This window comes from Acinetobacter sp. YWS30-1, assembly GCF_033558715.1.
Lineage (GTDB): Bacteria > Pseudomonadota > Gammaproteobacteria > Pseudomonadales > Moraxellaceae > Acinetobacter.
Genome location: NZ_CP114606.1, coordinates 1,438,958 through 1,452,778, shown reverse-complemented (window position 1 = coordinate 1,452,778; position 13,821 = coordinate 1,438,958). Strand labels below are relative to the sequence as shown.

The window sequence follows — 13,821 nt, the reverse complement described above, 5'->3', positions numbered from 1 at the left end:
AGATAGATTTATTTTTTAAACAAGCCTGAGACCATATTCAATACATTCTGAATATCATTATTGGCTTCCTGCTTGCTGGTTTGCTCACCTTGTGGTGTCAGTGAATCAATAATCTGCGGCAAGACCTGAGAAATGGCACTATAGACATCCTGTTTAGGCACATGGGTCTGTTCTGCGACCTGTTCCACTTCCTGATCATCAAACAGGTTTTGCACCTGCTGCGGATCAACATTGGCATTTTCACCCGGGCCAGTAGAGACCCAGTCATCAACCTGGCTATTTAAACCTTGTCCTTTGAGCTTATCCAATGCTCCTTGCAAACCGCCCTGTTTCTGAATCCAGGCCAAGACCAGTGGCAAGACAGCAATCAATAAAGTCTTTGTTGTTGAACTGCCACCCAGTCCAGAACTTGGTCGAGCGGAAGATTGGCTCCCACCGCCGAGCTGGCTGAGTACAGAACCTAAAATTGCACCTAGGCCATTTTGCTTGTTTTGCTGTTGTGAGTTTTGATGCTGCTGATTTTGATTCTGGTTTTGCTGATTAGCATTATTGATATGACCCAATACTGATCCAAGAATATCTGCCAATCCCCCTTGCTGGGATGAACGCTGCTGGGATTGAGCTTGGTTATTTCCTAAAGCTTGCTTGGCCAGCATTTCTACAATACTACTAAGATTGGTCATAACTCATTCCTGTATACGCCTTCTCTACAGAATAGAGTGTGAGTTCATATTTTCCATGCAGGATTTTGTTAATATTTGCAATACTGATATAAGTCCTTCCTAGCTTTCCAATTTTACCAGCGATATTTATCCCAGTTTTCAGGGTTAGCCCAGAATTTAGAGTTAAACCAGTCTGGCACATGTTTATAAGTTAAAATATTGAATTGCCAGAGTGCAAAATCCGCCCCATGAACCGTCTTGTCAATCAACTGGGTCAGACCTAAAGACCTGAGCAGTTTTTCATCCTGCAAGCGACTCACCACAACCAGACGTTTTGCAAATAAATCACGCATTTTAACCAGAATTTGACTCTTCTGCTGTTCTGACAATGCTAAGGTTTCAGGAGTATCCAGCATCACTACTGCCAGGTCATAACGCTGTTGAAAAGGCAGATTTAAAACCTCAGATACGTTAAAATAGTGCCATTGAATAGATTGCTGAAACTGAGATTGGGTTAAATCCTGCCCGATACAAATAGCAGTATGAATTGGCTGTTCTTTGGCGAAGTCGTCTAGCATTGAAGTGATGACATTCTGTTCAGCCATGACTGCATCCTTATGATTTAAGTGAGTAATTTTTTATGGAACTTCAGGGCATTTGCCATAAAATGCACGTCGGTCTTACAGACCTTAGTGTAACTGATCAAAATACCCAGCGGGCAAATGTTGAATACAAATTAATATTAGATGGATCAGAAATTAACCTTCCATTCCAGTTAGGTCAGGAAATCGAGATTGAATGGACAGGAAATATCTATTGTGTTTCTTGCGGCAAAAAAACTTCTAAATCATTCTCACAAGGCCACTGTTTTAAATGTTTTAAAACTAAAGCGTCATGTGATATGTGTATCATGAAACCGGAAACCTGCCATTATCATTTAGGTACTTGCCGGGAAGATGAGTTTGCACAGAATGTCTGCTTCCAGCCACATATTGTTTATCTGGCCAATTCTAGTGCATTGAAAGTCGGAATCACCCGTATTAATCAAATGCCGACTCGTTGGCTGGATCAAGGTGCAACTCAAGCCCTTCCTATCATGAAAGTGGGTTCTCGCCGTCTTTCCGGTAAACTGGAAGTGATGTTTGGTAGTCAGGTCGCAGATAAAACCGACTGGCGTAAATTACTCAAAGGTGAAGCGGAACCTTTAAATCTGATTGAGGTTCGCGATCAGCTGATTGAAGAATTTGCACCGAAAATCCAAACTATCCGTGAAGAGTTTAATCAGAATTTGCAGTTTAATGAGAATATTGAGGTTTTGGATAAGGAATTACCGCGCGAGTTCATCTATCCGGTAGAGCAATATCCAGAGAAAATCAAATCTCACAATCTGGACAAAACCCCAGTGATCCGAGGCAAACTACAAGGGATTAAAGGCCAATATCTGATTCTGGATACTGGCGTGATTAATATCCGTAAATATACAGGTTATGAGCTGATTTTCCGGGCGGAATAAAATGACCTGATTTCAGAAGAGAGCTGTATGCTCTCTTCTTATTTTTGGATATTATTTCTTACTTAAGAAAATAAAAAAACCAGCCCTCAGGCTGGTTTTTTTACAATCAAATCTTATTTGATTTTTGCGTGAGATTTTAAGTAACGCGTATAGTCATCAAATTCTTGTTGACCACGAAGCTGTTGATACAATTTCACTAGTTCACTACGTTGCTCTGCACTTAAAACATCGATCGGATTTTTCTTCACTTCAGAAACTGCCACAACCACCAATTCATTTGGCATATTTGCTGTCGTTACTGACCAGTGACCTGCTTTAGGCGCTGGTACGCTAAATGCTGCACGTTGTACATCACGCTTAAGCAGACCTTCTGCGCGTGTATAGATGCCTGCATCTTCAAATACCAGTTTACCTTTCGTAACTGATGCTGCAGGCTTGGTTTTAAACTCATTCAATGCAGTTTGAACTTCAGCTTTGGCCGCAGCAAATGCCTTATCTTGAATCAGTTTAGCTTTTACTGCTGGTTTAGCTTCTGCCAGTGTCTGCTCACCCGCTGCATGATAATTGCGAACTTTTACCCAAGCCACATCACCATTGGCTAACTGAATGCTTGAAGATGCATTACGGTCGCCATTTTTCACGTCATCATTAAACAGTTTAACTTTGACAGCCGCATCACTTAGCAATGGATCACGTGTCGCAAGGGTCACACCATTTGCTTTCTGAACCTGAACGCCCTTCACTTCCTGAGCAACAACATCCAGCGAGTCCGCACTTACGACCATGTCATTCAGACTGTTTACCGTATCAGAGAATGCATTAGATTTTTTCGCTGCCAATACTTCTTCAGATAAACGTGCTTTTTGAGATTCAAACGATGGAACTGCTACATCAGGCAGTTGGACTGAAATAATATGGTAGCCATAATCCGTTTTAACAGGCGCTGAAACTTGACCAGATTTTAAAGATGCAACAGTCTGATCAAATGTAGTACCGAACACGCCTTTTTCATAGACAGCGATAGCACCACCTTTAGATTTAGATTCAGGATCTTCAGAGTATTGAGCTGCTGCTTGTGCAAAAGTGGTACCAGCTTTGATTTTAGCTGCAATTTCGTTTGCCAGTTTTTTGGCTTCAGCATCGCTACGGCTATCTGCAGTCACTAGAATATGTTTAACCTCTGGTTTCACATTCTGCTTCTGGTCAGCCACAAATTTATTATAAGCTTCCTGCAATTCTGCATCAGTGACGGCTACATTGGCAGTATCAATATTGCTCGGCTTGATCACCACATAATCCACATCAACGCTAGTCGGTTGCTTGAACTGGGATTTGTGCTTTTCATAATATGCTGCAATATCAGCTTCTGATACTTTTACTGCTTTTTTATAGCTGTCCAGATTCACGCTAGCGATATGAATATGACGCTGTTCAGTTTGCAGATCTGCAATTTGCTGCATCTCAACCGGACTGACCAGTGGATAATCCATAAAAGTAGAAGACAGCATTTTCAGTGCATGATCTTTACGTAAACTTTCTACTAAAGCATTGTTAGTCATGCCGATTGATTTCAGGTAATTTTCATATAAAGCATTAGAAAATTTGCCATTCTCCTGGAAAGAAGGTTGCTGAGAAATCATTTGTGCAATTTGTTGGTCACTCAGGCTAATCCCGAGTTTTTCAGCCTGTTGCAAGAGCAATGTACGCGCAACCAGGGTATCCATCGCTTTTTGATCGATGAAGCTTTGATTTAATAAGGTTTCATCACCATTGGCATAACTTAAGTATTGTTGTTTGAATGATTTTGTCAGTGACTCTAATTCTTGTTTAGAGATATCAGTTCCATTGACTGATTTTGCTGCATCAGAATTCCCGCCGCTAAAATATCCTTCAATACCTACAAGCGCTAAAGGGGTTAAAAACAGAACGAGCAAGACCTTGCCCAACCAACCCTTAATAACTTTACGAAAAGATTCCATAAGTATTCCAATATTTTATTTGCAGAGGATTTTAACCGAAAAAACCCATTGAATGAATGTGTTAATCAAAACAATTAAATCTATCAATAAAAAACGCGCCAAAGAAGGCGCGTTTTAGGATTGAAGCAGCTTAAGCAACAGCGTCTTTTAAGCCTTTACCTGCTTTGAAGCTAGGTACTTTGCTTGCTTTAATTTCAAGAGTAGCACCAGTTTGTGGATTACGGCCAGTACGTGCAGCACGCTCTTTAACGCCGAAAGTACCGAAACCAACTAGAGTTACTGTATCACCCGCTTTTAAAGCTTCAGTAACAGAAGCAATTGTAGCATCTAAAGCTTTACCTGCGTCAGCCTTAGATAATCCCCCTTTCTCTGCAATTGCATCAATTAATTCTGATTTATTCATGAAAACTACGTCCTCTTAATATCGTTTATTTAAGGTCCAAGAATTTGTTTAAACTACCATAACGCCTTTATAGCAATGCTTTAGGTATAAACGCAATACTTATAAACCTCTTTTTTTTCAAAATATATGCGAAAAAAACATTGAATTATGAAGAAAATCATTTTGTGTGTATTTTTTCCAATAATTCTTTCTGTATTTTTTCTTGCTGCAAGGTCAATTCATCAACCTTGGCATGCAACTGAAGAATTAAACGCTCCAGATGTTGTACATCCTTCAGTGTGACTAATCCTATACGATTCAAGGAATGATGAACAGAGTTGTCGATCAGTTTTTCAACCTTATCTTTGGTATCTGTCACAGATTCGCGTGCTTTTTCGGAGACTTTTTCCACAGTTTGATCTGCAATATCGAGTGTTTTGGATTCTAGCTCTTCTCCGACCTTGACCAGCGAGTCAAACAGTTTATTGCCTTCTTCCTCTGCCCGGGAAAATGCCCCAAGGCCAGCCAACCAGATCTGCTTAGTATATTTACGAAAGTCCAGCATTGAACGTCGCTCTGAAGCAGACTTTGACTTACTCTTCACTGGTTTTTCAATCAATTCCTGATCTGTATCTTGTGTCGTTTTTGTTTTATCCATGTACACGACTCCTGCTTATTTTCTATGCAAATATCATAAAATTATCTACAAAATCACCGCATAATAGCAAATTTAGGGCTTGATAGATTTGCTAAACTGTTCTACAAAGCACTTTATTTCAAGTCTAATTTGATTTAACCCTGAAATCTTTTACTCAGCAGGATGCTTTTTCATTTTAATTTTCAGGTAAGGATTGGTTGTATATATGAGTGAATCGCAACAAAGTCAAAATCAACCACATTTGTTGCTTACGATGACTTTAATCGTTTTAGAAACAATATTCACGTTCATTCTCAAACATGACCGTGTTGTTGCTCTTCAGGCGAAGAGGTTTGTAGATGAGAATATTACAATAAAAATCAATAGTTATATTCCATATTTTGATTTCTATGTCCAGTTTACCAAAGACGGGCTGTTATTTGACTATAAAGCACCAGGCAGAGTTATTGATCTGGATGTTCGCACTACTTTAATGGATCTGATTAAGATCTTTATCTTTGGCAATCGCAGAAGCATTCGTGCGATGCGTATTGATGGCAATCAGGTTTTAAAAGACGAGTTCCGTGATTTACTGACTTTATTTGCCTTACCTAAAGTATTGTCCGACTGGAAACACTGGTTATCTGAACCACCGGCAGATGAGACCGATATTGTTTCATCAAGAAAACGTATTGCGCCTTTATTAAAGAAAATTGAAGATCAGCGTTCTAAAATTAATAGCCTGCAAGTTGAAGTTAAACAGTATCGCAACCGCATTAAACGTATGGAACGCCGTCAAAAGCGGATCAATATGGTCTTTAGTATAATCACAGTGCTTTTGATTGCGTTATTAGTGTATAATTGGATCAGCGCGTAATTCTTTCATTTTCAGAAAATTAAATACGCTCGCCATTCACAAAAATAACTTGACTAATTTAGTCGGGATTCATAAAATCTACACATCTAGTCTAACCATGTGTATCGAATCATGCGCCTAACCACTCGCGGTCGCTACGCAGTGACTGCTCTACTTGATTTAGCTTTGCAGCCATCTGAACAAACGATCACGCTTGCTGAAATTGCAGCACGTCAAACTATTTCTGTTGCCTATCTCGAGCAGTTATTTGCGAAACTAAAACGTTATGGTCTAGTTTCGAGTGTTCGCGGTGCCAATGGTGGATATCATTTAGCACGCAGCGCAGATGAAATTACTGTGTTAGCAATTATTGAAGCTGTAAACGAAACAGTTGATGCGACTCGCTGTGACCATAAAGGCAACTGCCAAAATGGCGCGATGTGCTTGACTCATGATTTATGGCAAGAACTCTCCCACCACATTGCCGATTATCTCGCAAAAATCACCCTTGCTGACCTTGTAGCTCGTGACAACGTACAAACTGTGTCATTACGCCAAAATTCAGCAAACATTGATTCAGCCCTTTTATCGGTTACAGGTATTTGACATGAAACGTCCGATTTATCTTGACTATGCAGCAACAACTCCGGTAGATCCTCAAGTTGCAGAACGTATGATGGAATGCTTAACTTTCGAAGGCACCTTCGGTAATGCAGCATCTCGTTCACATGCTTATGGCTGGCAAGCGGAAGAAAAAGTTGAATACGCCCGTGAACAAGTGGCGAATTTAGTAAAAGCTGATCCGCGTGAAATCGTATGGACTTCAGGTGCGACTGAATCTGACAACCTTGCATTGAAAGGTGTGGCTCAGTTCTATGCATCTAAAGGCAAACACATCATCACTTCTAAAATTGAACATAAAGCAATTTTGGATACATGTCGTGAGCTTGAGTCTGAAGGTTTTGAGATTACTTATCTTGAGCCGCAACCAAAAACTGGCTTAATTACTCCAGAAATGGTTGAAGCAGCAATCCGTCCAGACACCATTCTTGTTTCCCTGATGATGGTAAACAACGAAATCGGTACGACAACTGATGTTGCTGCGATTGGTGAAATCACCCGTGCGAAAAAGATTTTCTTCCACGTTGATGCTGCACAGGCTGCGGGTAAAGTTGAAATCGATCTTTCTCAATTGAAAGTCGATTTGATGAGCTTCTCTGCACATAAAATCTATGGTCCTAAAGGTATTGGTGCCCTGTTCGTACGTCGTTCACCACGTGTACGTCTAAAAGCACAAATGCATGGTGGCGGTCATGAACGTGGTATGCGTTCAGGTACTCTTGCAACTCACCAGATCGTTGGTATGGGTGAAGCATTTGAACTTGCAGGCAAAAATTTACAGTCTGAACAAGCTCGTTTACGTGTCCTTCGTGACAAGCTTTGGAATGGCTTACAAGGTCTTGAACAGGTATTCCTGAACGGTCACCCAACTCAAAACGTTGCAAACTACTTAAACGTAAGTTTCAATTTTGTTGAAGGTGAATCATTGATGATGGCACTGAAAGATGCAGCCGTATCTTCAGGTTCAGCATGTACATCTGCAACACTTGAACCATCTTATGTACTTCGTGCATTAGGTCTTTCTGATGAGCTTGCACACAGTTCGATCCGCTTCAGCTTTGGTAAGTACACCACTGAAGAAGATATCGATCACGTTTTAAATATCACTAAAGCTGCTGTTGAGAAATTACGTGAACTTTCTCCGCTTTGGGATATGTACAAAGAAGGTATCGACCTTTCTACAGTTGAATGGGCTGAGCACTAATTTTTGACTCTGAGATAGCTGTATTTACACTGCTATCTCATTGATAAAAAATTTTTAATCCCCATATTTATATTAAGGCTGACCCCGAGTTTTGGAGAAGCAACATGGCTTATAGCGAAAAAGTAATTGATCATTACGAAAACCCACGTAACGTTGGTGTTTTAGACAAAAATGCAGAAAACGTTGGTACTGGTATGGTCGGTGCACCTGCTTGTGGTGACGTAATGCGTTTACAGATCCAAGTAAATGATGAAGGCGTGATTGAAGAAGCACGTTTTAAAACTTATGGTTGCGGTTCTGCAATTGCATCAAGTTCATTAGTGACTGAATGGTTAAAAGGTAAAACCTTAGACCAAGCACAAGCGATCAAAAACATTGATATCGCAAATGAATTGGCTCTTCCACCAGTAAAAGTGCACTGCTCTGTACTGGCTGAAGATGCAATTAAAGCGGCTGTTGAAGACTACCGTAACAAGAAGTCTAAAGTTTAATCATTCGTTTTTTGAAGAAAGATTCACGGAGTTTTCATGATCCACTTAACTGAAAATGCAGCAACTCATATCAGCAATTACCTCAAAAGTCGCGGTAAGGGTGAAGGCATTCGTGTTGGTGTGAAAACTTCAGGCTGTTCTGGTCTTGCTTATGTTCTTGAGTTTGTCGACGAAGTCGATACTCATGACCAGGTCTTTGAACAGTTTGGTGTTAAAGTTTTCGTAGACCCAAAAAGTCTGGTTTATCTCGAAGGTCTAGAAATGGACTACGTGAAAAACGGCTTGAACGAAGGCTTCGAATTTAATAATCCAAATAAAAAAGGCGAATGTGGTTGTGGTGAGTCATTCACTGTCTGATTGCAGCAATAATTCTCTTTTTTCAGCATTAAAACAGTGTGAAATACACTGTTTTAATTGCATTTAGGCAGTTATTTTAATTGTCATCAAGTTTAATCATTTTTGCATATTAATCGCGGACTCTATCTCCCATGAATCATTTTGAGTTGTTCAATCTTCCTGTAGCACTCGATATTGATTTAGCCACTTTAAAAGCAGAGTTTTTAAAGTTGCAGCAACAATATCACCCCGATAAAGCTGAAGATAAAGATCAGGCTTTGATTAAATCAAGCGAGATCAACCAGGCATTCAAGGCTTTGTCAGCGGTTGATAGCCGTGCAGCTTATTTACTGTCTTTAAAAAAACAAGACTATCATCTGGATCAGTCTATTAGCGATTTTGAATTTCTTCAGGATGCGCTGGAAATTCGCGAACAATTAGATGAAGCCTCATCGGCTGAAGATCTTTCTTCTCTGAAAGTTGAAGTTCAGCAATGGATTGATGGTCTGGTTCGTGAGTTCAAAATCGACTATGAAGATGAAGACTGGAGTGAAGCTCGCGATACCGTGCGTAAACTGCGTTTCTTTGTTAAAGTCATGGCAGACATCGACAAAGCGGAAGACCGTTTCCTGGATGATGACAGCTTTGATCTTGATGATGAATTTTAATTTTTCTATTTAATTTTAACGTGCAAAGGATGTAACACTATGGCTCTCTTGCAGATTGCAGAACCAGGTCAATCAAGTGCACCACATGAACACCGCATTGCGATTGGTATCGATTTAGGCACCACCCACTCTTTGGTTGCCACGGTTCTTTCAGGTCAAGCCAAAGTACTCAAAGATGAACAAGGTCGTGTGTTACTTCCTTCTATCGTTCATTATGCAGCACAAAGCACTGAATATGGCGATGATGCCAAACCTTTTATTACCACCGATCCTAAAAATACGATTGTATCCGTAAAACGTTTTATGGGTCGCTCCCAAGCAGATATTAAATTCCAGCATCCTTATGCCTTGGTGGGCGAAGCGAATGAAATGCCGGCATTTGAAACTGCGCAAGGACGTAAAACGCCAGTTGAGATTTCTGCGGAAATTTTAAAGCAGCTTAAAGAACGTGCTGAAGCCAGCTTAAAAAATGAGATTAATGGTGCCGTGATTACGGTTCCTGCATACTTTGATGAAGCACAACGCCAGGCAACACGTGATGCCGCGCAACTGGCCGGTTTAAACGTTCTGCGTTTATTGAATGAACCAACAGCTGCTGCGGTGGCTTATGGATTGGATCAGGAAACCAACTTGAGCACAGATCGCAACTATGTGATTTATGACTTGGGCGGCGGTACCTTTGACGTATCCATTCTGCGTTTCTCTCAAGGTGTGTTCGAAGTATTAGCGACTGGTGGCCATACTGCTCTAGGTGGTGACGATCTGGATCGTCTGATTTTAAAATGGGCTAAAAAACAGCTTAATATCGAAACCCTAGATGATGCTGAATATGCGCATTTCATTACTGCTGCGCGTAAAGCTAAAGAAGCATTATCTGATGCAGACTCAGTTGAATTAAAGCTGCTTGATCAAAGCCTGACTTTAGATCGCCCGACTTTTGAAGAAATCATCAAGGTTGCTTTGGATAAAACCATCAGCGTTTGTAAGCGTGTCATGCGTGATGCCAAGCTGGAACTTGATGATATTCAGAATGTGGTGCTTGTAGGTGGTTCTACCCGCTCGTACGCCGTGCAAAAAGCAGTACGTGATGTGTTTAACCAAGAGCCTCTATGCACCATTAACCCGGATGAAGTGGTTGCGATTGGTGCTTCAATTACAGCGAATCAGCTCATTGGTAACAGCAAAGATGGATCATTATTATTAGATGTGACTCCACTTTCTCTTGGTCTGGAAACCATGGGCGGTCTGGTTGAACGTCTGATTTCACGCAATACCGCAATTCCAGTTGCACGTCGCCAGGAATTTACAACGTATCAGGATGGCCAAACCGCTATGCTGATTCATGTGGTACAAGGTGAACGTGATCTGGTAGAACATTGCCGTAGCTTAGGCCGTTTTGTCCTGCATGGTATTCCACCAATGACCGCAGGTCAGGCACGTATTGAAGTGACTTTCCAAGTGGATGCGGATGGCTTATTAACCGTTTCTGCCAAAGAAATGACTTCAGGTGTGACTGCACAAATCGATATCAAACCATCTTATGGCTTGTCGAGTGAAGATACTGAGCGTCTGCTGTTAGAAGGTTATCAGTTTGCTGAAGAAGATAAAAATCTTCGTCATCTGCAGGAAACCAAGGTGGAAGCACAACGTGAACTTGAAGCACTGATTCAGGCACTGAAAGTAGATGCTCAATTGATGAATGAACAGCAATTGGCAGAACTGACTGCTGCGCAAGCACGACTTGAGTCCGAGCTACAAGGTACAGATATCAAAGCCATTGAATATGCAGTAGAACAGCTTAAAATACATAGTGATGCATTTGCTGCTCTGCGTATGAATCAACATATTGATGCTGCCCTTAAAGGCACTAAACTCGACGATTGGTCAAACTCAAACTAATTTAAGGTAAAGACTATGCCACGTATTAAAGTTCTTCCACATGCGCAAATTTGCCCTGAAGGCGCTGAGTTTGAAGTTGAACAAGATGCCAATCTATGTGAAAGCATGCTGAAAAACGGAATCAAGATTGAACATGCGTGTGATATGTCATGTGCATGTACCACTTGCCACGTAATTGTTCGTCGCGGTTTCGACAGCCTTGAAGAAATGAATGATGTCGAAGCTGATCTGCTCGATCGTGCTTGGGGTTTAGAGCCTGATTCCCGTCTGTCTTGCCAAGTGAAGATTGTGGATGAAGATCTGGAAGTTGAAATTCCAAAATATACCATTAATCATGCTTCAGAAAATCACTAAGATTCTGAAATCAAAAAACCACGCTTAAGCGTGGTTTTTTATGGTCTTTATCATTTATTTAAATCATAAAAATTAGATGACTTTTGATCGTTCAGCTGCTCGAAATGCTTCTTCAGCAGATAAAGGTTCAATGACTTCATCTTCAAGTTTTAATTTCACAATTCCTTGAGAGTTGGTCAGTTGCTGCTGGGTTTGAATGCGTTTAATCATTTTTTCTAGCACATGCAACAACTCTGGATAATCATAGTTTTGTACTTCATCCAGATTTAGCAGTAAATGAAAGCCTTTATACTCATAATCAAACCAGCGCTGATATTCAACTTTCTGGAAGGCATATTTTTCCATCACTTGCCAAGTGCGAACCGGTGCCTTAATCCCTTTCAGGAAAATTGGCTTTTTAGGTGCACATAGATAGTCATTTTTGATCAGGTTATGGGTATCTTCAGAAATCAGGATTTCATCAACTTCCGCAGCACTTTGTAAGCGTGCAGCCAAATTAGCATCACGACCAACAATGGTATAGGCCATACGGTGATTGGCACCATAGTTCCCCACGTGACAATAACCGGTCGAAATCCCCATACGGATATGTAATGGCGGATAACCCATTTTAATCCAGCGTTCGCGTAGTAATTTCATTTGCTGACGCATTGAAATCGCCATTTCCAGACAATTTTTAGCATCCTGCTCTACACCATCTGAATGCGGATCACCAAAGAAGATCAGGATGGCATCCCCCATGAACTTATCGACCGTTGCTTCATATTTCTTGGCGATTTCAGTCATATGGCTTAAATAGTCATTCAACAGGAAAGCCAAATCATCCGGAATCAGAGTTTCAGAAAGCTCTGTAAATCCCTGAATATCCGAAAAGAAAATCGTGAGTTTTTTACGTTTGTATTCGATCTTAGCTTCAGACTCGCCTTTCATGATGGATTGCCATAACTGCACTGGCGCATAACGGCTGAGCTGGTTAGCAAATTCCATATAACGGTTCATCTGGTCAAAATAATGATTTTTCTTTTGGGTCATATATTGCATACGACCGCTTTGATAGAAATTTCCGACACCAAAATAAGTAATCAAACAGATGAAACCTAGTACGGTGAGTTCCGTACTGGTGGGACTGAAATAGCTGGTAAACCCAAAAATGCCAATGGTAGACAGATAAAAGATCATGGTGCCAATCAGGCCAGCCAGTGACACCATCATGAACGAAATCTTGTTATTAATGGCGGTATATAGCAATGTGACCACTGCCAGTAGAGACAACACCAGATCCAGATGCACAGCTGCAAGTACAACCGATACGATAATCACATCTAGAACAAAGAAGAAATTACGTTTTAAATTATAGTCGTATTTATAAATCATCCACCGGGATAATTTCGGTGTGATCACCAAAACCAGTGCCAGAAATAACGGAACAAAAATCTGGTAATTGGTGTCCGGTTCCGTGTAGTGATAGACGATCAGAACCAGAGACAGCATGATATATCCCATCATCCGATGGAAATATTCAAACTGTTTTGGTTCCTGATGAATCCAGTCGTCTAATTGCACTCAATTACTCTCTTAAAGTCCAAAATCCTGAATGGACCATAAAATGTATGTCAACGCTTAATCCATACGCCAGTCAAATGGCATATCCCCTTGACCGCGTAAAGCCAGCATCAAGGTTTGACGCATATGTGCCAATACTTCACTGCTATAAGGAACTGCTGGAGTGCCCCATACCGGCTTAGGCCATGCCACATCATTTTGATAACGAACCACATGATGAAAATGCAGTTGCGGCACCATATTGCCCAAAGCTGCGACATTCATTTTGTCGGCACGAAATACACGCGCTAACTGGCTCGATAACCAGCTTGATTCACGTAAGAACTGCTCTTGGTCAGCTTGGCTCAATTCATATAATTCGGTAATGCCTGGTACACGCGGAACCAGAATCAACCACGGAAATTGCATATCATTCATCAAACGACATGTTGATAAAGGAAAGTCGCCTACAAAAAACGTATCTTGAGCAAGTTGTGGATGCAAACTAAACATATCTTTATAAATGATGCAAAATTAGAATGATGGCTAATACTACCATATACAATTGCGGCTGAGTATTGTAAGCGGGCGCTTTAGGGCAATTTTGTATGAATTGTGAAGGACAAAACGGCAAACTATTAGCTTAAATAATTTCATATGAAAACAAGCTGATATTC

At 40.8% G+C, this 13,821-nt stretch carries 16 protein-coding genes; 9 read left to right on the top strand and 7 right to left on the bottom strand.

Annotated elements, in window-relative coordinates; translation table 11 throughout:
- Positions 1 to 8: 8 nt before the first annotated feature.
- Both O4M77_RS06770 and O4M77_RS06765 read right to left on the bottom strand, forming a co-directional pair.
- Positions 9 to 683 carry a YidB family protein gene (locus O4M77_RS06770; protein WP_179992334.1) on the bottom strand — a complete coding sequence of 225 codons (675 nt, stop codon included), beginning with the start codon at positions 681 to 683 and terminating at the stop codon, positions 9 to 11.
- Between the two features lie 113 nt (positions 684 to 796).
- On the bottom strand, positions 797 to 1,267 hold the full coding sequence (locus O4M77_RS06765; protein ID WP_004786043.1) for a DUF6231 family protein: 471 nt from the start codon (positions 1,265 to 1,267) through the stop codon (positions 797 to 799).
- A 35-nt stretch (positions 1,268 to 1,302) separates the two neighbouring features.
- Between O4M77_RS06765 and O4M77_RS06760 the strand changes: the two genes are divergently transcribed.
- Positions 1,303 to 2,175, top strand: coding sequence for a DUF2797 domain-containing protein (locus O4M77_RS06760; protein ID WP_323714043.1), 873 nt, complete (start codon positions 1,303 to 1,305; stop codon positions 2,173 to 2,175).
- Between the two features lie 113 nt (positions 2,176 to 2,288).
- On the opposite strand, the gene O4M77_RS06755 is transcribed toward O4M77_RS06760, so the two are convergent.
- The 3 genes from O4M77_RS06755 to O4M77_RS06745 form a co-directional block, all read right to left on the bottom strand.
- Complete coding sequence (locus tag O4M77_RS06755; protein WP_323714042.1) at positions 2,289 to 4,154, bottom strand: SurA N-terminal domain-containing protein; 1,866 nt, start codon at positions 4,152 to 4,154, stop codon at positions 2,289 to 2,291.
- A gap of 130 nt (positions 4,155 to 4,284) precedes the next feature.
- Complete coding sequence (locus O4M77_RS06750; RefSeq protein WP_004786051.1) at positions 4,285 to 4,557, bottom strand: HU family DNA-binding protein; 273 nt, start codon at positions 4,555 to 4,557, stop codon at positions 4,285 to 4,287.
- Positions 4,558 to 4,714: 157 nt separating this feature from the next.
- On the bottom strand, positions 4,715 to 5,194 hold the full coding sequence (locus O4M77_RS06745; protein WP_323714041.1) for a phasin family protein: 480 nt from the start codon (positions 5,192 to 5,194) through the stop codon (positions 4,715 to 4,717).
- 205 nt (positions 5,195 to 5,399) lie between these two features.
- Between O4M77_RS06745 and O4M77_RS06740 the strand changes: the two genes are divergently transcribed.
- From O4M77_RS06740 to fdx, 8 genes are all read left to right on the top strand, one after another.
- A complete protein-coding gene (locus O4M77_RS06740) occupies positions 5,400 to 6,050 on the top strand; it encodes a hypothetical protein (RefSeq protein WP_323714040.1) in 651 nt (216 codons plus the stop codon).
- Between the two features lie 111 nt (positions 6,051 to 6,161).
- Positions 6,162 to 6,635, top strand: coding sequence for an Rrf2 family transcriptional regulator (locus O4M77_RS06735; protein WP_179992330.1), 474 nt, complete (start codon positions 6,162 to 6,164; stop codon positions 6,633 to 6,635).
- Between the two features lies 1 nt (position 6,636).
- A complete protein-coding gene (locus tag O4M77_RS06730) occupies positions 6,637 to 7,854 on the top strand; it encodes an IscS subfamily cysteine desulfurase (protein ID WP_166136649.1) in 1,218 nt (405 codons plus the stop codon).
- 104 nt (positions 7,855 to 7,958) lie between these two features.
- The gene (gene iscU / locus O4M77_RS06725) at positions 7,959 to 8,345 is read left to right on the top strand and encodes a Fe-S cluster assembly scaffold IscU (RefSeq protein ID WP_180068535.1); all 387 of its coding nucleotides are present in this window, start codon (positions 7,959 to 7,961) and stop codon (positions 8,343 to 8,345) included.
- A gap of 36 nt (positions 8,346 to 8,381) precedes the next feature.
- The gene (iscA, locus tag O4M77_RS06720; RefSeq protein ID WP_004786063.1) at positions 8,382 to 8,702 is read left to right on the top strand and encodes an iron-sulfur cluster assembly protein IscA; all 321 of its coding nucleotides are present in this window, start codon (positions 8,382 to 8,384) and stop codon (positions 8,700 to 8,702) included.
- 131 nt (positions 8,703 to 8,833) lie between these two features.
- A complete protein-coding gene (gene hscB, locus O4M77_RS06715) occupies positions 8,834 to 9,349 on the top strand; it encodes a Fe-S protein assembly co-chaperone HscB (protein WP_104426170.1) in 516 nt (171 codons plus the stop codon).
- 39 nt (positions 9,350 to 9,388) lie between these two features.
- The gene (gene hscA / locus O4M77_RS06710; protein ID WP_180068533.1) at positions 9,389 to 11,248 is read left to right on the top strand and encodes a Fe-S protein assembly chaperone HscA; all 1,860 of its coding nucleotides are present in this window, start codon (positions 9,389 to 9,391) and stop codon (positions 11,246 to 11,248) included.
- A gap of 15 nt (positions 11,249 to 11,263) precedes the next feature.
- Positions 11,264 to 11,602 (top strand): ISC system 2Fe-2S type ferredoxin, encoded by a 339-nt coding sequence (gene fdx / locus O4M77_RS06705; protein WP_034702567.1) that lies wholly within the window; start codon positions 11,264 to 11,266, stop codon positions 11,600 to 11,602.
- 72 nt (positions 11,603 to 11,674) lie between these two features.
- On the opposite strand, the gene O4M77_RS06700 is transcribed toward fdx, so the two are convergent.
- On the bottom strand, positions 11,675 to 13,165 hold the full coding sequence (locus O4M77_RS06700) for an adenylate/guanylate cyclase domain-containing protein (RefSeq protein WP_159122747.1): 1,491 nt from the start codon (positions 13,163 to 13,165) through the stop codon (positions 11,675 to 11,677).
- Positions 13,166 to 13,222: 57 nt separating this feature from the next.
- Positions 13,223 to 13,657 (bottom strand): HIT domain-containing protein, encoded by a 435-nt coding sequence (locus O4M77_RS06695; protein ID WP_004786072.1) that lies wholly within the window; start codon positions 13,655 to 13,657, stop codon positions 13,223 to 13,225.
- Positions 13,658 to 13,821: the final 164 nt, after the last annotated feature.